Below are 19,855 nucleotides of genomic sequence, written 5' to 3'. Positions count from 1 at the left end.
TCAAACGCCGGCGGGGCTGGGAGGGCGGGGGTTCGGGGTTGGGGCGAATGGCCGAGTGGGTGGGTGGTCGGACGGGCGGGGTGCCGGGGTGGGCGCCTAACGTCGCTGGCAGACACACCGGTGCACAGCCTGTGGAGGTGTCATGTCCCACCGGAGCCGCCGGGTCCGATGGCTGGTCGGTACCTGCGTCAGTACGGTCGCCGTCGCCCTGCTCCTCGTGGTGGGCGGCCCCGGCCCGCGGTCGCCGCGGCAGGGCGCCGGGGGCGGCGCGGGGAACGGGGCCGGGACGGGGACGGCCGTGGGCGCCTACCTGCACTACGGTTCGCCCGGCGTCGCGCGGATGGCGGAACTCTCGCGCTGGCTCGGCGGTACCGAGCTGCGCGCCGGGCACACCTATCTGCCGGGTGACACCTGGACGAACATCGAGGGGGCCCCGGATTCGCTGCGGACCTGGGCGCGGTGGCGCAAGGAGAGGGGGGACCGGCTGTTCGTCCTGAACGTGCCCATGCAGGAGCGCAACGAGGCGGGTGTCCCCGACGGCCGGGTCGCGGAGCTGATCCGCGCCGGCGCCCGGGGTGCGAACGACCACCACTTCCGGCGGCTGGCCGGCCGCCTGGTCGACCTCGGGGTGCCGGACACGGTGATCGTGCTCGGCTGGGAGATGAACGGCTTCAACTACACCCACCGCTGTCGTCCCGACCCCGAGAACTGGAAGGCGTACTGGCGGCGGATCGTGGCCGCCATGCGCTCGGTGCAGGGGCAGCGGTTCCGGTTCGACTTCGCGCCCAACCGCGGTAGTGACGCGATCGCCTGGACGCGCTGCTATCCCGGTGACGACGTGGTCGACGTCGTCGGCATGGACTCCTACGACCAGGAGCCCGGCCGTACCTTCGACGAGCAGGTCACCCAGCCCTACGGCCTCCAGCAGCAGGTCGACTTCGCGAAGGCGCACGGCAAGCGGATCTCGTACCCCGAATGGGGGCTGTTCCGGCACGGCGACAATCCGGAGTACGTGCGGCGGATGCTGGCCTGGTTCGCGCAGCACGAGCCGCTCTACCACAGCATCACCGACTACTGTCCGCACGGCGTGTGGCAGTGCGGGCAGAACCCGCGCTCCGCGCAGGTGTTCCGGGAGGTGCTGTCGGACTGACGGCTCTGACTACGCGGGGACGCGGGGGAAGCGGGCCTGGAGGGTCCAGACGGCCGGGTTGTCGCCGAGGCCGTCGTGCATGTCGATCAGGTCCGCGAGCAGGTCGTGCAGGAAGTCGCGGGCCTCGCGGCGCAGCAGCCGGTGGCTGAAGGTCAGCGGGGCCTCCTCGGGGGGCATCCAGTCGGCCTCGACGTCGACCCAGCCGAACCGGCGCTCGAAGAGCATGCGGTCCGTGGACTCGGTGAAGTCGATCTCGGCGTACTGGCGGTTGGCGGAGCGGCTGCCGCGGGGGTCCTGGTCGAGCTGCTCGACGATGTCGCACAGCGCCCAGGCGAAGTCCAGCACGGGAACCCATCCCCAGGCTGTGGATACTTCCCGGTCCGTGTGGGTGTCCGCGAGGTAGACGTCCCCGCAGAACAGGTCGTGGCGCAGCGAGTGGACGTCCGCCGAGCGGTAGTCGGTCTGCGGGGGGTCGGGGAAGCGCCGGGAGAGGGAGTAGCCGATGTCGAGCACGTATCCGATGGTGTCACGGGTGCGCACTGGTCCCCACCCCGGTCGTCAGGAGGGCAGGAGGCGCTGTTCCTTCGCGACCGACACGGCGCCCGCGCGGGTGTCGACTCCGAGCTTGTCGTAGATGCGCCCCAGGTGGGTTTTGACCGTGGCCTCGCTGATGAACAGGGCGCGGGCGATGTCGCGGTTGCCGAGGCCGCGGGCCAGCTGCCCGAGGATGTCCAGTTCGCGGTCGGTGAGGGTGGGGCGGCCGCCGCGCATGTGGGCCATGACGCGGCTGGCGACCGGCGCGGAGAGGGTGGTGCGGCCCTGGGCGGCGGAGTGGATGGCGGCGAAGAGCTCCTCGGGGCGTTCGGCTTTCAGGAGGTAGCCGGTGGCGCCCGCGCCGATCGCCCGGGTGATGTCCGCGTCCGTGTCGTAGGTGGTGAGGACCAGGACGTGCGAGGGCTGTGGGAGCGCGGTGATGCGGCGGGTGGCCTCGACGCCGTCGATGCCCTCGCCGAGCTGGAGGTCCATGAGGACCACGTCGGGGTGGAGCTTGGCGGCCAGGGCGACGGCCTCCTCGCCGCTGCCGGCCTCGCCGAGGACCTCGATGTCGGGTTCGCTGCCGAGGAGGGCCAGCAGGCCGGCGCGGACCACGACGTGGTCGTCGCAGAGCAGGATCGTCGTCATGGAGCGGGCTCCAGGGGGATGGCCGCGGAGAGGACGGTGCCCTCGCCCGGCGTGGATTCGATGGTCAGGGTGCCGCCCAGTTGGCGGACGCGGGCCCGCATCGCGGGGAGGCCGTGTCCTCGCCGGTCGGCGTCGGTGCGGGGCTCGGTGAAGCCGTGGCCGTCGTCGGCGATGTCGAGGACCACCTGGTCCCCGAGGAAGCTCAGGGTCAGTGCGGCCGTACGGGCGCCCGAGTGCTCCCGGACGTTCGCGAGGGCGCCCTGGGCTATGCGCAGCAGGGCCGACTGGACGCGGTCGGGGAGCGGGGCGGGGGCGCCCTCGAGGTGGAAGCGGACTTCGATGTCGGGTCCGGCGTCGAGGGCGCGCAGGGCTTCGGCGAGGCCGGCGCCGTCGGCGAGCTCGGAGGGGGCCAGGTCGTGGACCAGCCGGCGGGCCTCGGCGAGGCCGTGTGCGGCGATGCCGGTGGCGGTGCGGACGTGGGTGCGGGCGGTGGCGGGGTCGGTGTCCCAGGTGCGGTCCGCGGCCTGGAGCAGCATCTGCTGGCTGGACAGGTTCTGGGCGAGGGTGTCGTGGATCTCCATGGACAGCCGCTGGCGTTCGGCGAGGGTGCCTTCGCGGCGTTCGGTGGCGGCCAGCTCCCGGCGGGTGCGGATCAGGTCGTCGATCAGCGCCCGCTGGGCCTGGGCCTGGCGTTCCATGTGGACGAAGACGGCGGTGGCGAGGGCGGCGACGGCGGGCGGGGCCAGCAGCAGGTTGGGGTCGAAGGACTGGGACAGCTGGAGCTGGGCCGTCACGACGAAGGCGGTGAGGAGGGCCACGAGGACGATGGCGGCGCGCGGCGGGAGGGTGCGCAGGGCGGTGAAGAAGAGTGGTACGGCGCACCAGGCGAAGCTGGGGGCGAGGACGACGAGGACCACCCAGGTGGTGACGACCAGGCCGAGCCAGAGGAGGCGGCGGCGGGTGGGGGCGGCGCCGAGTGCGGGGCCGAGTACGTAGAGCAGGGCCAGGGTGACGCTGAGGGCGATGACCCAGGGGGTGCGGGGTTCGCCGGGGTGGCGCAGCAGGAAGCGGGCCACGGAGGCGCCGAGGAGCAGGAAGAACGCGGTGTGGGCGACCGTCGCCAGCGTGCGGGTGTCGTCGCGCGGCGGGGCGGGTGTCACGGGTGCTCCTCGGTCGGGGGCGTGCGTCCATTGTCGGCTGCGGTGCGGTTGCCTGCGGCGCCGTTGCGGGGGCGCTGCCCCCGGGCCCCCGCGCCTCAAACGCCGGCGGGGCTGGAAGACCGGGCCGCCGATCCGGCCCCCGCGCCTCAAACGCCGGCGGGGCTGGCAGGCGGCAGGTCGGCGCGGCTGGACGGTTCAGCAAATACCGCGCCGGAGGCGCAGCGCATCGGCCGATCGGATGACCCCCGGGTCAGCCGGTGCGGTGGACGGGGCGAGCCGGTACGGGGACGGGGCGGAGGCGGTGTGGGGCACAGGCTTGGAGCAGTGAAGGAGCCGGCCCGACCGGCCCGGACCGACCCGATGCCGTCACCGTGCCACCGTTCTCAGGAGCAGCAGAGATGAAGACCCGCACCCGCGTTCTCACCGGTACCGCCCTCGCCGTCGCCCTGGGCGCCGGAGCCTTCGGTGCCGTGAGCGCCAGCGCGAGCCCCGCCGCCGGCACCGCCCAGGCCGCCGCCGTCGCGGCGAAGAAGGACGGTCCGAGCGAGAAGAACTTCACCACGACGACCCATCTGACCGTCGACGCCGCCACCCGCGCCGCCCAGGCCGCCCTCCAGGCGGCCACCGCGGAGAACCAGAAGGTGACCGTCGCGGTGGTGGACCGCAACGGCAACACCATCGTCACCCTGCGCGGCGACGGCGCCGGCCCGCAGTCCTACGAGTCGGCGCAGCGCAAGGCCTTCACCGCTGTGTCCTGGAACGCCCCGACCTCGGTGCTCGTGGGCCGTCTGGCCCAGGCGCCGAACCTGAAGGACATCCCCGGCACCCTCTTCCTCGGTGGCGGCACGCCGGTCCAGGCGAACGGCGCCCCCGTCGCCGGCATCGGTGTGGCCGGCGCCCCCAGCGGCGACCTGGACGAGAAGTTCGCCAAGGCCGGCGTGGACGCGCTGGGCAAGTAGATCGCGCCCTTTGCCCGCTTAGGATCGGGTGTGTGGACCACCGCGCACTTCCCCGCCTCGCCGCCCCTGCCGTCGCCGCCCTGCTCGCCGTCACCACGGGGTGCACGGGGGGCCCGGTGCAGGGGCGGCCGGGTGCGTCGGGGCTGCGCGATCCGTACTTCCCGAAGGCCGGCAACGGCGGTTACCAGGTCGAGCACTACGGGCTGGACCTGGGCTACGACCCGGCGGACGGGGTGCTGCACGGCAGGGCCGTCATCACCGCGCGGGCCCAACAGGGGCTCAGTTCCTTCAACCTCGACCTGAGCGGCCTGCACGTGGAGGGCGTGGACGTCGACGGTGAGGCGGCGCGGTTCAACCGGACGGGCAACGAGCTGACGGTGCGCCCGGCGGACGACCTGGAGAAGGGTCAGGTCTTCCGTACGGAGGTCGCCTACAGCGGCAGGCCGAAGGCCCTCACGGACGCCGACGGCTCCAGGGAGGGCTGGATCACCGGCGAGGACGGTGCGGTCGGGGTGGGCGAGCCCGTCGGCTCGATGACCTGGTTCCCCGGTAACCACCACCCGAGCGACAAGGCCGCGTACGACGTCACGATCACCGTCCCGCACGGCTACGAGGCCGTGTCGAACGGGGAGTTGCTCTCCCGTAGCGAAGTCGCCGGCGGGCGGACGAGGTTCGCGTGGCACAGTCCGGAGCCGATGGCCAGCTATCTGGCCACCGCCGTCGTCGGCCCGTACAAGGTGACCACCGGGAAGACGCCTTCGGGGGTGGCCGTCTACAACGCGGTGTCGCCCGAGGAGGCGGCGGCGAGCGAGCGGTCGCTCGCGCGGCTGCCGGAGATGGTCGAGTGGGGCATCGGCCGGTTCGGCCCCTACCCGTTCGGTACGGCGGGTGCGGTCGTGCTGCCGGCCGGGACCCTCGCCTACGCGCTGGAGACGCAGACCAAGCCGGTGTACCCGGGTGCGCCGCAGGATGAGGCGCTGGTGCTGCACGAGCTGGCCCACCAGTGGTTCGGCAACTCGGTGTCGCCGAAGACCTGGAAGGACATGTGGCTCAACGAGGGCTTCGCGACCTACGCCGAGTGGCTGTGGGACGAGGACCACGGCGGGCCCACGGCGCAGCGGCACTTCGACGCCCTCCTGGCCGGCGACACGGATGTCGACGCGGCGGCCGACTCCGGCTGGGACGCCTTCCCGCCGGCCGACCCGCCCGGGCCGCAGGACATCTCCGCGAGCCCGGTGTACCAGCGCGGGGCGATGGTCCTGCACCGGATCCGGCAGGAGGTCGGCGACGGGGAGTTCTTCGCGCTGCTGCGCGGCTGGGCCGCCGACCACCGGCACGGCAACGCGAGTACGGCCGATTTCACCGCCTACGCGCAGGAGCGGACGGGCCGTGACCTGACGGAGGTCTGGGACGTCTGGCTGTACGGGAAGGGCCGCCCGGAGTAGGACTGCGGTCCGGCCTATGCCGTGTCGAGGGGTTTGCGCAGCACGGTGCAGTCGCGGCCCCGTTCGAGGTCCTTGGCGCGGCGCACGGGGGAGTAGCCCTGGGACCGCCAGAAGGCCAGGCCGTCGGGGTTGTTGTCCAGTACGGCGAGCTGCACGCCGGGGCGTCCGGCGGCGCGGAAGCGGTCCTCGATCCGGGTGGCCACGGCGCGGCCGTACCCCTCGCGGTGTGCGGTGGCGTCGATGAGCAGCAGCCCGATCCACGGGTCGTCGTCCCCGGGGGCGGCGGCGGGGTTGCGGTCCAGGGTGGCGGCGAGGCCGACGAGGCGGCCGGCGCTGCGGGCGAGGAGGATTTCGGCGCTGTCGTGGGCGAGTTCGTCGGCGAGGGAGGCCGCGACCTGTTCGACGGTGATGCGGTTCGGGTCGGGGAAGTCGCCGCTGAGTTCGAAGAACGTGTGGTTGGTCGAGTAGAGGGCGGCGATCTCGGTCAGGACCGGGCCGGGGAGGGCGCCGTCCACGGGGACCAGCGGTTGGAGGATCACCTGTGGAACGGTAGCGAAACCCCCTCCCCGGACGGCCGGGAGGGGGCTTCGCCCGCGCTGGTGCCGGTCGCGCCGGACCGTGCGGCTCAGACGTTGACGCCGAAGTCCTGGGCGATGCCGGTGAGGCCGGAGGCGTAGCCCTGGCCGACCGCGCGGAACTTCCACTCGGCGCCGTTGCGGTAGAGCTCGCCGAAGACCATGGCGGTCTCGGTCGCCGCGTCCTCGGAGAGGTCGTAGCGGGCGATCTCGGCACCGCCGGCCTGGTTCACGACGCGGATGTAGGCGTTGCGGACCTGGCCGAAGTTCTGGCTGCGGCTCTCGGCGTCGTAGATCGAGACCGGGAAGACGATCTTGTCGACGTCGGCGGGCAGGCCGGCGAGGTTGACGTTGATGGCCTCGTCGTCGCCCGCGCCCTCGCCGGTGCGGTTGTCACCGGTGTGGACGATGGTCTGGTCCGGGGTGGACTTGTTGTTGAAGAAGACGAAGTGGCCGTCGGAGACGACCTTGCCCATCGCGTTGACGGCGATGGCCGAGGCGTCGAGGTCGAAGTCGACGCCGGTGGTCGTACGGACGTCCCAGCCGAGACCGACCGTGACGGCAGCGAGGCCCGGGGCCTCCTTCGTGAGCGAGACGTTGCCGCCCTTGGACAGGCTGACAGCCATGGGAATGTCCCTTTCCTCATCCAACATGTACGTGCAGGCGGTCAAGGTACCGCTGACCTCTATAACGCCACGAGAGGCCGGTCGGGTTCCCGTCGTGAATTCCGGATGACGGCAAATGCGGGTGACGCGGGCCGGGCGGGCACGGATCATAGGGGGCATGCCTGGTCCCTATGTCATCCGCGGTTCGGTCGCGCTCCCCGAGGCGGAGCTCTCCTGGCGTTTCTCGCGGTCCTCCGGGCCCGGCGGGCAGCACGTGAACACCTCGGACTCGCGCGTCGAGCTGCTGTTCGACCTGGCGGCGACCAAGGCGCTGCCCGAGGTCTGGAAGGAGCGGGCGCTGGAGCGCCTCGCGGGGCGGCTGGTGGGCGGGGTGGTGACCGTACGGGCCTCCGAGCACCGCTCGCAGCTGCGCAACCGGGAGATGGCGCTGGTCCGGCTGGCCTCGCTGCTGGCCGAGGCGACGGCGCCGCCGCCCAGGCAGCGCCGGCCGACGAAGATCCCGCGCGGGATCAACGAGCGGCGGCTGCGTGAGAAGAAGGCGCGGGCCGAGACCAAGCGCGGCCGGACCGGCCGGGACTGGTAGCCGCGGCGGGAGCCCGCTTCGGGGGCGGCCCCGGTGCCGGTAGCCGCGTTCGGGAGCGCGGTCCGGGGGTCAGCCCAGGTGCCGGTAGCGCCCGCGGAAGTACGTCAGCGGCGAGGAGTCGGGTGACGGCAGGGCGGCCGCCAGGACCCGGCCGATCACCAGGGTGTGGTCGCCCGCCTCGACGCGGTTCTCCGTCCGGCATTCCAGGGTGGCGAGGGCGCCGCTCAGCAGGGGCGCCCCCGAGGCCCCGCCGCGTTCGTACGGGAGGTCGGCGAAGAGCAGCCGGTCGCTGATGCGGCCCTTCATGGAGAAGCGGCCGGCGATCTGGAGCTGGTGGTCGGCGAGGACGGAGACCGCCCACAGCGGCTGCTCCGCCAGCAGGTCGTCCATGCGGGAGCCCTCGCGCAAGCTCACCAGGACCAGGGGCGGGTCCAGGGACACGGACATGAAGGCGGTCGCCGTCATGCCGACGTCCTCGCCGGGCGGCCCGCCGGCCGTCAGCGGGGTCTCCTGCGCGGTGATCAGGCACACGCCCGCGGCCAGCCGGGACATCGCGGCGCGGAACTCGTCATTGCTCACCCCCTCAGCATGGGGGTTCGCGTCGGGCGGGGCGGGTACGGGGGTCGTCTTCAGCACCCTGAAACGCTAATCTCGCCCTCCCGTACGGCATATCGGGCCCTGGTCCGAGTCGTGCCCCCGCCCCTCGGCCTAGGCCCGGGCGTATCGTTTGCTCACGAGAAGGCGGGGGAGCGCTCCCAGTCCGAACCGTCCCAGCACGTACCGTTATTCATCTCATGTGACTTGAGTCACAGAGGGCAAGATTTGTTGACCCTGTGTACCTGCCGCACAGCTCACTGTGATTCAGTGGACGGGACACCGCAACGAAACGCCGATGACAAACCTGGAGTTGCTGTCGAGGTCTCGGGGAGAGCGAGCAATGGAGACCGAGTCGGAGCCGTACGTCCGTCTTGCGACCCTGCGGCAGCTGCACCGGGTGGTGGCCGATCTCAATACGGCCCGGAGCCTGGCGGACACTCTGCAGACCGTCGTGGACGGCATCGTCGTGGGCCTCGGCTATGAGCTCGCCTGTGTCAACCTCGTTCGCCCCGACGGGGATCTGGTCGTCGCCGCCTTCGCGGGCGACCCCGCCGCGGAGGCCCTCATCACCGGTCGCGTGGGTTCCCGCGCCTCCTGGGAGCGCCGTCTGACGATGGGTGAGTGCTGGGACGGGCTCCGCTTCATCCCGCACACCGAGGGCTGGGTCCTGCTGGAGGACGACGTCCCCCAGTGGCACACCGACGGCCCCGATCCGCGCTTCGAGGACGAGTGGCATCCCGAGGACCGACTCTACGCACCCATGTATGCGTCCGGCGGGGAACTTCTGGGTGTCATTTCGGTGGACAGACCGCGCAACGGCCGCCGACCCGGGGCCTGGGGCCGCGAAGCGCTCCAGATGTACGCCTTCCAGGCGGCGATTGCGATCAGCAACGCGAGGCTCCGCGCGAACATGCAGCGCGCCCTCGTCAGGCTGGAACGCGAGCAGCAGGCGCTCCGCGCCAGTGAAGAGTCGTTCCGCCAGGCCTTCGAGTACGCGCCCAGCGGCATGGCCATCGCCGAGATGGGCGGCGACCAGCACGGGCGGCTGCTGCGCACCAACGACGCGCTGTGCCGGCTGCTCGGCCGCCCCGCGTCCGTGCTGCGCCGCTACTCCTTCTCCGACCTGGTCCACCCCGAGGACATCGGCACCCTGCTGCGCACCTCCGCCGAGGGCGGCCGCGCCGAGCTGCGCCTGGGCCGCCGGGACGGCACCTACGTCTGGGTCTCGCTGCGCAACTCCGTCGTGGCGGACGCCGCCGACGGGCCGCGCTTCCTGCTCACCCACGTCGAGGACATCGAGGAGCGCAAGCGCCACGAGCTCCAGCTCGCCCACCGCGCCAGCCACGACTCGCTGACCGGCCTGCCCAACAGCGCCGAGCTGCGGGCCCGGCTCGGCGCGCGGCTGTGCCGCAGGCCGCAGTCCGCGCGGGCCAGCGCGATCGAGGCCCTGGACGCGGCCTACGAGGGGCGCGAGGTGCACGGCGGGCACGACGGCCACGAGGTGCGGGTGGAGGCGGGTGGTGCTGGTGAGCACGGGTTTCAACCCGACGGCCCCGACCGCTACACCGCGTCCGACCCCTTCGACTTCCCCGGGGGGCCGAGCGCCCCGACGGACGGCCCGTACGACCACCACGTGCACACGGTGGCGCCGGCGACCGACGTCGACGACGGGACGAAGGGGCTGGCGGTGCTCTTCTGCGACCTCGACGGCTTCAAGTCGATCAACGACCGGTTCGGGCACCACACGGGCGACGCGGTGCTGATCGAGGTCGCCCGGCGGCTGACGACGGGCGTCAGGGACGGTGACACCGTCGCCCGGCTGGGTGGTGACGAATTCGTCGTCCTGGCCGACGGCCTCGGTGCCGCGGACGCCGCGGACCTCGCCGTCCGGCTGCGCAACGCGATCATCCCGCCGATCCGGGTGGACGGCCGCGCGGTGCGTGTCGGTGCGAGTTTCGGCATCGGATGGGCCAGCTGCGGCATGTCCGCGGACGAGGTGCTGCGCTCCGCCGACCAGCGGATGTACATCGAGAAGAGGTCCCGTTCCAAGGCGCACCGCCGGGCGGGCTGAGGCGGTCCGTCGCCCGTGTGTGCACCTGTTCGGGGTAGGCTCCCGGGGGTCGAAAGGAGTGACCTGCGATGACGACGCCCGCGAACAACGGCCCGCACGGTGGGGCGAACAAGCCCGAGGACGATGATCCGTTCGGCTATCTCTACGCGGACGGCCAGTCTGCCGGAGCCGCCCCGCCCACGTCGGGCGGCGGGTACGGCTATCCCGGCGGGTCGGCCGGCGGTCACCCCGGTGCACAGCCCGGTGTCCCCCGTACCTCGCACCACCAGGTGCGCACGGTCGGAGAGCGCCGCAACGGCGGCCAGCGCGGCCCCGTCCCCCAGCAGCAGAGCCCCGGCTACCAGGCCCAGTACCAGGCCCCCGAGGCGCTCCAGGCGGGCGGTTACGGCGTTCCGCAGCAGCCCCAGCCCCCGCAGCACCAGACCCAGACGATCGGGCAGGCGGGCGGCCACGGCGGCCACGGCGGTCACGGCGGCGGTGGCTCCAGCCGGCGCGGGATGCTGATCGCGGCCGTCGCGGTGGTCGGCGCGGTGGTGATCGGCATCGGCGCGGCCATCGCGTTCGGCGACAGGAACAAGCCCGAGGACAAGGGCAAGGACACCGCGAACGGCAACCAGCAGTCGGCGGCCCCGCAGGATCCGGCGAGCCCGACCCCGAGCGCGAAGCCCTCGCAGGTCCAGCTGCCGAAGGGCGAGGCGGCCGGTGCGGGCATGGTGCTGACCGGCGGCGCGAAGCTGGACAGCACGGTGCCCGGTTCCAAGAGCGCGGGCGGTCAGTACGTCGCGGGCTTCAACCAGCCCGGGGCGGCGCTCACCTGGACGGTGGAGGTGCCGGAGGCGGGCGACTACACGCTGTTCGTCAACTACGGAGTCCCCGGCAAGGACGGCAAGGCGACCCTCACGGTCAACGGGCAGACCCCGACCCAGGGGCTGAACCTGGCCAACTTCGCCAAGGCCGCCGACGGTGCCTGGGACAAGGGCTGGACGCGCACCTACGCGTGGATCACCCTCAAGAAGGGCTCGAACGCGATGAAGATCTCGTGTGAGCCCGGCAACCAGTGCGACGTGATCTTCGACCAGCTGGAGCTGGCCGCGGGCCACACCAAGCGCTGACCGCGACCCGCCGAACGCTCTCTGGCCCTGCCGCACATGCGGCGGGGCCAGAACCGTTTCCCCCGTCAGCTGCCGTTCGTCACGCGCACGGTCCGCCGCAGCTCCTCGTAGGCGCCGGGGTCGAACTCTCCCGCCACCGGGGACAGGACCGTGGCCGCCGAGAGGGCTGCCGCGCGGGTGAGTCGGTCCGGCCAGTCCAGGCCCTCCGCCAGGGCGGACAGCAGGCCGGCGACGACGGAGTCGCCGGCTCCGGTGGGGTTGCCGGACAGCGGGCGCGGCGGGGCCGCCTGCCAGGTGCCCTGGGCGGTGGCGGCCAGCAGGCCGGCCGGTCCCAGCGAGGTGACCACCGCGTGCGCGCCGCGCCGGCGGGCGTCGCGGCTGGCGGGGAGCGGGTCGCGGGAGCCGGTGAGCTCGGCCAGTTCGGCGGAGTTCGGCTTGATGATCTCGGGCCGGGCGGCGACTCCGCGGCGCAGGGCCTCGCCGCTGGTGTCCAGGAGGACGGGGACCCCGGCCGCGCGGGCCGCCCGTACGAGCACCGCGTACGCGCCGACGGGCACGCCCGGCGGGAGGCTGCCGCACAGGGCCACCGCCCGCACCCCGGCGACGAGCTCCTCGTAGTGCGCGAGGAACCGCGCCCACTCCGCGGGCGTGATCAGCGGGCCCGGCTCGTTGAACTGCGTGGTGTCGCCGGTGGTTTCGTCGACGACGGCCAGGGTGCGGCGGGAGGCGCCCTCGCAGGGGAGCAGGGCGTCCACCACGCCGGGGGAGGCGGCCAGCAGGTTCCGCACGACGGAGCCGACCGGACCGCCGGCGAAGCCCGTCGCCGTGACCTTGTGGCCGAGCGCGGCCAGGACGCGGGCGACGTTGAGCCCCTTGCCGCCTGGCCGTTCGGTGACGGCGGTGACCCGGTGCGAGGCGTGCGGAAGCAGCCGCGGCACGCGGTACGTGACGTCTAGTGCGGTGTTGAGCGTCACGGTCAGGATCATGGGCACCCCCGGGTCTGTTGCTGCCGGGATCATGCCAAACCCGAGGCGGTCGGCCCAGTCCTACGGGCCGACGGCCTCGTCCTGTCCAGCCGCTTGGCCGTCAGGCGGGTGCGTGCAGGGCCGGGCTGACGACCCATTCGCCGCGCCGCATGACGCCCTTGAGGTCGAAGGCGGCGTCCAGGACGACGAGGTCCGCGTACTTGCCGGGCTCCAGCGAGCCGATCTCGTCGTACAGGCCGATCAGCTTGGCGGGGTTGGCGGAGATCGCCTGGACGACGGACTCCACGGGCAGCTTGTCGAGGGTCACCGAGCGCTTGAAGGCGGTGTCCAGGGTGAGTGTCGAGCCGGCGATGGAGCCGCCCTCGACGAGGCGGGCCACACCGCCCTTGACCTCGACCTCCAGCGGGCCGAGGTGGTAGGTCCCGTCGCCGAAGCCGGCCGCGTCCATGGCGTCGGTGATCAGTGCCACGCGGTGGGCGCCCGCGTGGTGGAAGGCCAGTTCGAGGGCGGCGGGGTGCAGGTGGGTGCCGTCGTTGATGAGCTCGACGGTGACCCGCTCGTCCTCCAGGAGGGCGGCGATCGGGCCGGGTTCGCGGTGCGCGAGGGCGGGCATCGCGTTGAAGAGGTGGGTGGCCACGGTCGCGCCCGCCTCGATGGCGGCGCGCGTCTGCTCGTAGCTGGCGTCGGTGTGCCCGATCGCGGCGATGACCCCGTGCTCGGCCAGCAGCCGTACGGAGTCCAGGCCGCCGGGCAGTTCGGTGGCCAGGGTGAACATGCGGGCGGCGCCGTGGGCCGCGTCGATGAGCTTGCGGACCTCGGCCGGGTCGGGGTCGCGGAGCAGGTCCTCCTTGTGGGCGCCCTTGCGGCAGGCGTTGATGAACGGCCCCTCGAAGTGGATGCCGGCGATCTCGCCCGCCTGCGTGAGCTCCGCCAGCAGCCCGGCCCGCCGGGCGAGTTCGTCCAGGTCGCCGGTGACGGTGGAGGCGACCAGGGTGGTGGTGCCGTGCGCGCGGTGGGTGCGCACGCCCCGCAGGACGTCCTCCGCGGTTCCGGAGGTGAACGAGGCGCCGCCGCCGCCGTGGTTGTGCATGTCGACGAAGCCGGGGACGATCCAGTGCCCGGTCAGGTCGACGATCTCGGCGCCCTCGCGGGCGCTGCCTGCGATGCGGTCGCCGTCGACGATGACCCGGCCGCCCGCCACGGTCCCGGTGGGCAGCACCACCCTGGCGCCGGAGAGAACAGTGCTGTGTGCGCTTCCGGACATCAGGCCGGTACCTCCGTGGCGAGTAGGTCCCAGGCGAGCAGCCCTGCGCCCAGGCAGCCGGCGGTGTCCCCGAGGGCCGCCGGCACGATGTGGGGGAGCCGCTGGAACGTCACGCGCTCCTCCACGGCCTTCCGTAGTGGTGTGAACAAGGTTTCCCCCGCCTCCGCGAGCCCGCCACCGATGATCAGCGTGCGCGGGTCCAGCAGGGTGATGGCGGTGACCAGCCCGTCGGCGAGGGCCCCCACGGCGGACAGCCACACCTCGCGGGCGCGCGCGTCACCGGATACGACGGCCTTGGCGCAGTCGGCGGCATCCGCCCCGGGGTCGCCGGAGGCTGCCGCCCAGGCGCGGCTGACGGCGGCGGCGGAGGCGAGGGTCTCCAGGCAGCCGCGCTGGCCGCAGCCGCAGTCGGGCCCGCCGGGGCGGACCACGATGTGCCCGATCTCGCCCGCGTACCCGTGGGCGCCGGCCTCGATGCGGCCGGCGATGCCGATGGCGCCGGCGATGCCGGTGCCGAGCGGGACGAAGAGGAAGCGGTCGGCGCCCCGGCCGGCGCCGATGCGGCCTTCCGCGAGCCCGCCCGTGCGCACGTCGTGGCCGAGGGCCACCGGGATCCCGCCGAGGCGCTCGGTGAGCAGGGCGCGCAGCGGTACGTCGCGCCAGCCGAGGTTCGCCGCGTAGACGGCGATGCCCTGGTCGGCGTCGACGATGCCGGGGACGGCGACGCCGACGGCCGAGGCGGCCCGTCCGAAGCGCTCCCGGCCGATGGCGAGGAGCTCGGCGGCGAAGTCCTGGATCGTCTCGACGACGGCGTCGGGGCCCCGCTCGCGCCCGGTGGCGCGGCGTGCCTCGTGCAGCAGGGCGCCTCCCCCGGCCGCCGCTGGGTGGTGCCCCCCTGCGGCGATGAGGGCGGCCTTCATCCCGGTGCCGCCCACATCGAGGGCGATGACGTGTTTCACGGGTTTCACAGAGACAGTCTCGCGTGCTCGGCGGGGAAAGGTCTAGTCCATTGAGGGGGATTGTTGAGTGGCCATACAAATCGGGCGCCCTGGTGGGGGGCCTGATGTGGACGAGCCGCCAAAGTGGTGTAGACCTTACGTGGATCGTACGTACAACAAGGGGTGGATCGATACCTGTGAAGGGCCGTTACCAGAGCCTGGCCGCGTCCGGCGCCGCGCTGTGCCTGACCGCCGTGACGCTGACGGGCTGCGGAGCCGTCGGCGGGCTCACCGGAGACAACGAGGTGACCCTGCGGGTCGTGGCGGCCGACTACGGGGACAATCCGCAGAACTCGTCGGCGGCCTACTGGAAGGGACTCGCCGAGGGCTTCCAGAAGGACCACCCCGGCATCAAGGTCGAGGTCGACGTCTACTCGTGGTCCGAGGTCGACGCCAAGGTCGCCGAGATGGTCAAGGCCGGCAAGGCCCCCGACATCGCCCAGATCGGCGCCTACGCCGACTACGCCGCCGCCGGCAAGCTGTACTCCACGGCCGAGCTGCTCTCGGTGAAGACCGAGGCCGACTTCCTCGCCCCGCTCGCGGACGCCGGGAAGGTCAAGCAGACGCAGTACGGCATGCCCTTCGTCTCCAGCACCCGGCTGCTCTTCTACAACGAGAAGCTGCTGGCCGACGCGGGCGTGATCGGCAAGGACGGCAAGGGCTGGCAGCCGAAGAGCTGGGCCGACCTGGAGGCCGCGGCGAAGAAGCTCAAGGGCGCGGGCGTCACCACCCCCTTCGCGCTGCCGCTGGGCCGCGAGGAGGCGCAGGCCGAGACGATGATGTGGATGCTCGCGGGCGGTGGCGGCTACACCGACAACGAAGAGGGCTACTCCATCGACTCCGCCGACAACGTCAAGTCGCTGGAGTTCCTGCGCGACAAGATGGTCGGCCAGGGGCTCACCGGGCCGGTCGAGCCGGGCAAGCTGGACCGCCAGGCCGCCTTCGAGGCCTTCACCAAGGGCGAGGTCGGCATGCTCAACGGCCACCCGACGCTGATGAAGCAGGCCGAGGCCAAGGGCGTCAAGTACGGCATGGTGCCGCTGCCGGCGTCCGACGGCTCCCCGCAGCCGGCGATGGGCGTCGCGGACTGGGTCATGGCCTTCAAGAACGGCCACCGCGAGCAGTCCGGCAAGTTCCTGGACTACCTGTACCAGCCCAAGAACGTGACGGCCTTCACCGACAAGTACGACCTGCTGCCCGCCACCACCAGCGGCTTCCAGGCCAAGCAGGCCACCACGAACGGCTCCGCGGCGCAGCTGAAGCCCTTCCTGGCGGCGCTGCCCAGCTCGCGGCTCTACCCGGTCGGCAAGAAGTCCTGGGCGGGCGTCAGCGAGGACATCAAGCAGAAGATCGGCACGGCCGTCCAGCCCGGCGGGCAGCCCGCCAAGGTGCTGGAGGAGATCGCCACCGCCGCGCGCGCGGCGGACAAGGGCTGACACGGCTGACCCGGGGGACGCCGCCGCCTGTCGGAGGGCGGCGTTAATCTGGCGGTATGACGGACGAGGGGCAGCTGACGGCCACGGAGGCCGCGGTGCTCGCGTACGAGGGACGCACCTGGCCGGGGCCCGGAGCCAAGGAACGGGCCATACGGGAAGGACTGGGGATGACCCCCGTCCGCTACTACCAGCTGCTCAACGCCCTCATGGACGACCCGCGGGCGCTGGCCCACGCCCCGGGCACCGTCAACCGGCTGCGCAGGATCCGCGAGGCCCAGCGAGCCCGGCGATAGCCGTAGCCGTCGACCCGCCGGGCCGTTAGGGTCGTGCGTATGGGGAGCCATCCGCACGACCTGCCGATGCCCGTCACCGCAGCCGGACGCGAGGGACTCGAAGCCCTGCTCCGCGCACCCCGCCGGTCCGTGGTCGCCCTGGACTTCGACGGCACCCTCGCCGACATCGTCCCGGACCCGGACCAGGCCCGGGCACATCCCGAAGCCGTACCCGCGCTCTCGGCGCTCGCCCCCGAGGTGGACTCGGTGGCGGTGGTCACCGGCCGGCCCGCGGGCGTCGCGGTCCGCTACGGCGGCTTCGCCGGGGTGCCGGGACTGGAACACCTCGTCGTCCTCGGCCACTACGGCGCCGAACGCTGGGACGCCGTGACCGGCATAGTCCACGCCCCGGCCGAGCACCCGGGGGTGGCGGCCGTACGGGCCGAGCTGCCCGGGTTCCTGGACTCCATCGGGGCCTGGCGCGGCACCTGGATCGAGGAGAAGGGCCGGGCGCTCGCCGTCCACACCCGGCGGGCCGAGGACCCGGCGGCGGCCTTCGCGGCCCTGCGCGAACCCCTCACCGAGCTGGCCGCCCGGCACGGGCTGATGGTCGAACCGGGGCGGGCCGTGCTGGAGCTGCGGCCCCCCGGCATGGACAAGGGCGTGGCCCTGACGGAGTTCCTCGCGGAGCGGGACGCGCAGACCGTGCTGTACGCCGGGGACGACCTGGGCGACCTCGCCGCGTACTCGGCCGTCGAGAAGCGCAGGGCCGACGGGCTGCCGGGGCTGCTGGTGTGCAGCGGCTCGGCCGAAGTCCCCGAGCTCGCCGCCCGCGCCGACCTGGTCCTCCCCGGCCCGGGCTCCGTGGCCGCCTTCCTGGCGGCCCTGGCCGCGGCCCTGCGGGGCTGAACACGCCTGCGAGGTCCGGGGCGGCGCCCCGGCAGCGGATCAGGCCAGGGCGGCGAGCTGGGCCTCGAACCAGGCCGTCGGCGGGAGGGCCGTCGCGGCCGCCGCCAGGCGCTTGGTGCGTTCCGCGCGCTCCTCGTCCGGCATGGACAGCGCCGCGTGCAACGCCTCCGCCGTCGCCGACACGTCGTACGGGTTCACCGTCAGCGCGTCCTCGCGGAGCTGTTCGTAGGCCCCCGCACCCGTGGACAGCACCACCGCGCAGCCGGCCTCCGACACCACCGGGATCTCCTTCGCCACCAGGTTCATCCCGTCCCGCACCGGGTTCACCAGAGCCACGTCCGCCATCCGGTAGACCGCCAGCGACCGGGCGAAGTCGTCCTTCACCGACACCAGCACCGGCTGCCAGTCCTGCGTGCCGAACTCCGCGTTGATCTGCGCGGCCAGCTCCGAGACCGCCGCCGTGTAGTCCCGGTACACCTTCAGGTCCTGCCGCGACGGGTACGCCGAGGCCAGGTGGACCACGCGGCCGCGCCACTCGGGGTGGACCGTCAGCAGCTCCCGGTAGGCCAGCAGGCCGCGCAGGATGTTCTTCGACAGCTCCGTCCGGTCCACGCGGGCGATCGTCCTGCGGCCCGCGACCTCCGCCCGCAGCTCCGCCAGCTTCTCGTCCACCTCCGGCCGGTGCGCGAGCGCCCGCAACTCGTCGCCGTCCACGCCCAGCGGGAACACGGCCACGCGCCGTGCGTCGTCCGGCTGCGCGGCGGCCGCGAAGGCGTCGGCCCAGGCCCGGGTGTGGAAGCCCACGACATCGGCGCCGAGCATCCCCCACATCAGCCGGCTGTGGATGTCGTCGGGCAGCATGTCCAGGAACACCCGCGCCGCCCACGGCGTGTGCGTGAAGTGCGCGATCCGCAGGTCCGGCCGCAGCTCCCGCAACTGCCCCGGCACCAGCGCCAGGTGGTAGTCCTGCACCAGCACGCGGGCCCCCGGCCCCGCCTCCTCGGCGAGGGCGCGCGCGAAGGCCTCGTTGTACGCGACGTACGAGGCCCAGCGGCGCCGGAACTCCGCGTCGAAGACCGGCTCGCGCGGCACGTCGTACAGGTGGTGGTGGGTGAACCACAGCACGGAGTTCGCGATGCCGTTGTACGCGTCGTGATACATCGTGGGATCGATGTCCAGCATCCGGACGCCCGGCTCGGAGACGTCCCGGCGGACCGCCTCCCGGTCCGCGTCCGACAGGGCCGCGCAGATCCACAGCGCCCCCGGCTGCCTCGCGAGGGCCGCCGAGAGTCCGGAGACGAGACCGCCCCCGCCGCGCCGGGCGCTGAGCGTCCCGTCGTCGCGGAGGTCGTAGGAGAGCGGGCCGCGGTTCGCGGCGACGAGTACCTGAGAAGCCATGCGGCGAACCTAGCCCGGCCCGCGCTCGCTCAAACGTATGGACACGTCACGCCACGCGGCGCCGCCCGTACTCCTCCACGTCCAGCATCGGCGGCCGCTCCTCGGTGTCCACGGCGTACGTGTGCGGCACGAAGCCCTCCGGGCCCCGCTCGAACTGCGTCAGCTCCGGCCGTACGAGGTGCCCGCGCGAGAGCCGTACCTGGGCCGTGCGGTAGATCGCCGCGGCCATCCGGCCCAGCGCCTGCCCGCCCTGGTGGCGGTGGAGGCGCACGCCCACGTCCACCTGCGCCAGCGCGTCCAGCCCGACCGTGTGCAGCGCGTCCACCAGCAGGCCCAGCTCGACGCCGTAGCCCACGGGGAACGGCAGCCGCTCCAGCAGGGAGCGGCGCACGGCGTACTCGCCGCCCAGCGGCTGGACGAAGCCGGCCAGCTGCGGCCAGTGCAGGTTCAGCAGCGGGCGGGCGACCAGCTCGGTGACCCGGCCGCCCTGGCCGGGGGGCCTGCCGGAGGCGAGCCCGTCGAATTCCGTGCCCAGCGGCCGGTCGTACATCGCCTTGACGAACTGCACGCCCGGGTCGGTCAGCAGCGGGCCCACGATCCCGTGGACGAAGGAGGCGGAGAAGTCGCGCAGGTCGGCGTCGACGAAGCAGACGATGTCGCCGGTGGTGGCCAGCAGCGAGCGCCACAGCACCTCGCCCTTGCCGGGCAGCGCCGGGATCCTCGGCAGGATCTCGTCGCGGTGCACCACCCGGGCGCCCGCCTTCGCCGCGACCTCGGCGGTCCGGTCGGCCGAGCCCGAGTCGACCACGACCAGCTCGTCCACGAACGGGACCGGCAGTCCCTCGATCAGCTCACGCCGGATGACCTCCACGATCGCGCCGACCGTGGCCTCCTCGTCCAGCGCGGGCAGCACCACGCTGACCGTGGTCCCGGCCGCCCGTTTGAGGTCGAGCAGCTGGTCGAGCGGTCGGTCGGCGGCGGACCAGGAGCGGTCGGCCAGCCAGCGCTCCACCTCTTCCAGCACCCTCAGCACTCCCTGCTCGTCGGCGTTATCGGCCGTTATGTGATCCATCTCGCGGTTCGGACGGCTGTCTCAACCGCCCGTCCCTTCGGTTACAGTCTTGAACAACGC

At 72.9% G+C, this 19,855-nt stretch carries 19 protein-coding genes and 1 pseudogene; 9 read left to right on the top strand and 11 right to left on the bottom strand.

The features are described from left to right. Window positions 1-142: 142 nt before the first annotated feature. Window positions 143-1,147 (top strand): annotated as a pseudogene (locus tag AVW11_RS16720) (glycosyl hydrolase); the annotation flags it as partial. Between the two features lie 12 nt (window positions 1,148-1,159). On the opposite strand, the gene AVW11_RS16715 reads toward AVW11_RS16720, so the two are convergent. From AVW11_RS16715 to AVW11_RS16705, 3 genes are read right to left on the bottom strand one after another with little or no spacing between them, the layout of a single operon-like run. Continuing rightward, entirely contained in the window at window positions 1,160-1,663 is a 504-nt protein-coding gene (locus AVW11_RS16715; protein WP_060180093.1) for a hypothetical protein, read from the bottom strand. 45 nt (window positions 1,664-1,708) lie between these two features. Then, window positions 1,709-2,332 (bottom strand): response regulator, encoded by a 624-nt coding sequence (locus AVW11_RS16710; RefSeq protein ID WP_060180084.1) that lies wholly within the window; start codon window positions 2,330-2,332, stop codon window positions 1,709-1,711. Continuing rightward, complete coding sequence (locus tag AVW11_RS16705) at window positions 2,329-3,492, bottom strand: sensor histidine kinase (RefSeq protein ID WP_076044440.1); 1,164 nt, start codon at window positions 3,490-3,492, stop codon at window positions 2,329-2,331. Before AVW11_RS16705 ends, AVW11_RS16710 begins: the two co-directional genes overlap by 4 nt. 398 nt (window positions 3,493-3,890) lie before the next feature. On the opposite strand from AVW11_RS16705, the gene AVW11_RS16700 reads away from it, so the two are divergent. Further along, window positions 3,891-4,451 (top strand): GlcG/HbpS family heme-binding protein, encoded by a 561-nt coding sequence (locus AVW11_RS16700; protein ID WP_060180082.1) that lies wholly within the window; start codon window positions 3,891-3,893, stop codon window positions 4,449-4,451. Between the two features lie 32 nt (window positions 4,452-4,483). Continuing rightward, entirely contained in the window at window positions 4,484-5,896 is a 1,413-nt protein-coding gene (locus AVW11_RS16695; RefSeq protein ID WP_060180081.1) for a M1 family metallopeptidase, read from the top strand. A gap of 14 nt (window positions 5,897-5,910) precedes the next feature. On the opposite strand, the gene AVW11_RS16690 is transcribed toward AVW11_RS16695, so the two are convergent. Then, window positions 5,911-6,435: a GNAT family N-acetyltransferase gene (locus AVW11_RS16690; protein WP_030854706.1), complete on the bottom strand. Its 525-nt coding sequence runs from the start codon at window positions 6,433-6,435 to the stop codon at window positions 5,911-5,913. An 86-nt stretch (window positions 6,436-6,521) separates the two neighbouring features. Beyond that, on the bottom strand, window positions 6,522-7,097 hold the full coding sequence (locus AVW11_RS16685) for a TerD family protein (protein WP_030854704.1): 576 nt from the start codon (window positions 7,095-7,097) through the stop codon (window positions 6,522-6,524). A 157-nt stretch (window positions 7,098-7,254) separates the two neighbouring features. Here AVW11_RS16685 and arfB point away from each other — a divergent pair, with 157 nt between their 5' ends. Then, complete coding sequence (arfB, locus tag AVW11_RS16680) at window positions 7,255-7,680, top strand: alternative ribosome rescue aminoacyl-tRNA hydrolase ArfB (RefSeq protein WP_030854702.1); 426 nt, start codon at window positions 7,255-7,257, stop codon at window positions 7,678-7,680. Window positions 7,681-7,749: 69 nt separating this feature from the next. On the opposite strand, the gene AVW11_RS16675 is transcribed toward arfB, so the two are convergent. Then, window positions 7,750-8,316 (bottom strand): flavin reductase family protein, encoded by a 567-nt coding sequence (locus AVW11_RS16675; protein WP_076044438.1) that lies wholly within the window; start codon window positions 8,314-8,316, stop codon window positions 7,750-7,752. A gap of 301 nt (window positions 8,317-8,617) precedes the next feature. On the opposite strand from AVW11_RS16675, the gene cdgB reads away from it, so the two are divergent. Together cdgB and AVW11_RS16665 are read left to right on the top strand one after the other, a co-directional pair. After that, the gene (cdgB, locus tag AVW11_RS16670) at window positions 8,618-10,348 is read left to right on the top strand and encodes a diguanylate cyclase CdgB (RefSeq protein ID WP_030854697.1); all 1,731 of its coding nucleotides are present in this window, start codon (window positions 8,618-8,620) and stop codon (window positions 10,346-10,348) included. 68 nt (window positions 10,349-10,416) lie between these two features. Next, the gene (locus AVW11_RS16665) at window positions 10,417-11,460 is read left to right on the top strand and encodes a CBM35 domain-containing protein (protein ID WP_030854694.1); all 1,044 of its coding nucleotides are present in this window, start codon (window positions 10,417-10,419) and stop codon (window positions 11,458-11,460) included. Between the two features lie 65 nt (window positions 11,461-11,525). On the opposite strand, the gene AVW11_RS16660 is transcribed toward AVW11_RS16665, so the two are convergent. From AVW11_RS16660 to AVW11_RS16650, 3 genes are all read right to left on the bottom strand, one after another. Next, the gene (locus AVW11_RS16660) at window positions 11,526-12,446 is read right to left on the bottom strand and encodes a 1-phosphofructokinase family hexose kinase (RefSeq protein ID WP_030854690.1); all 921 of its coding nucleotides are present in this window, start codon (window positions 12,444-12,446) and stop codon (window positions 11,526-11,528) included. Window positions 12,447-12,546: 100 nt separating this feature from the next. Continuing rightward, the gene (gene nagA, locus AVW11_RS16655; RefSeq protein WP_030854688.1) at window positions 12,547-13,710 is read right to left on the bottom strand and encodes an N-acetylglucosamine-6-phosphate deacetylase; all 1,164 of its coding nucleotides are present in this window, start codon (window positions 13,708-13,710) and stop codon (window positions 12,547-12,549) included. Then, on the bottom strand, window positions 13,710-14,669 hold the full coding sequence (locus AVW11_RS16650) for an ROK family protein (protein WP_076044436.1): 960 nt from the start codon (window positions 14,667-14,669) through the stop codon (window positions 13,710-13,712). Before AVW11_RS16650 ends, nagA begins: the two co-directional genes overlap by 1 nt. Window positions 14,670-14,845: 176 nt before the next feature. Between AVW11_RS16650 and AVW11_RS16645 the strand changes: the two genes are divergently transcribed. From AVW11_RS16645 to otsB, 3 genes are read left to right on the top strand one after another with little or no spacing between them, the layout of a single operon-like run. Beyond that, window positions 14,846-16,144 (top strand): ABC transporter substrate-binding protein, encoded by a 1,299-nt coding sequence (locus tag AVW11_RS16645; protein ID WP_030854683.1) that lies wholly within the window; start codon window positions 14,846-14,848, stop codon window positions 16,142-16,144. Between the two features lie 56 nt (window positions 16,145-16,200). Beyond that, on the top strand, window positions 16,201-16,437 hold the full coding sequence (locus AVW11_RS16640) for a DUF3263 domain-containing protein (RefSeq protein WP_030031449.1): 237 nt from the start codon (window positions 16,201-16,203) through the stop codon (window positions 16,435-16,437). Between the two features lie 39 nt (window positions 16,438-16,476). Next, window positions 16,477-17,325 carry a trehalose-phosphatase gene (otsB, locus tag AVW11_RS16635; RefSeq protein WP_030854680.1) on the top strand — a complete coding sequence of 283 codons (849 nt, stop codon included), beginning with the start codon at window positions 16,477-16,479 and terminating at the stop codon, window positions 17,323-17,325. A 39-nt stretch (window positions 17,326-17,364) separates the two neighbouring features. Here otsB and AVW11_RS16630 read toward each other — a convergent pair whose 3' ends face one another. Continuing rightward, window positions 17,365-18,723: an alpha,alpha-trehalose-phosphate synthase (UDP-forming) gene (locus AVW11_RS16630; protein ID WP_076044434.1), complete on the bottom strand. Its 1,359-nt coding sequence runs from the start codon at window positions 18,721-18,723 to the stop codon at window positions 17,365-17,367. Between the two features lie 46 nt (window positions 18,724-18,769). Continuing rightward, window positions 18,770-19,747, bottom strand: a complete 978-nt coding sequence (locus tag AVW11_RS16625; protein ID WP_076044432.1) for a glucosyl-3-phosphoglycerate synthase — start codon at window positions 19,745-19,747, stop codon at window positions 18,770-18,772. Window positions 19,748-19,855 lie beyond the last annotated feature (108 nt).

The organism is Streptomyces amritsarensis, from assembly GCF_001953875.1.
In the GTDB taxonomy this organism is placed as follows: domain Bacteria; phylum Actinomycetota; class Actinomycetes; order Streptomycetales; family Streptomycetaceae; genus Streptomyces; species Streptomyces amritsarensis.
Note: the sequence above shows the minus strand (reverse complement) of the source record. Positions and strands in the feature narration are given on the sequence as shown.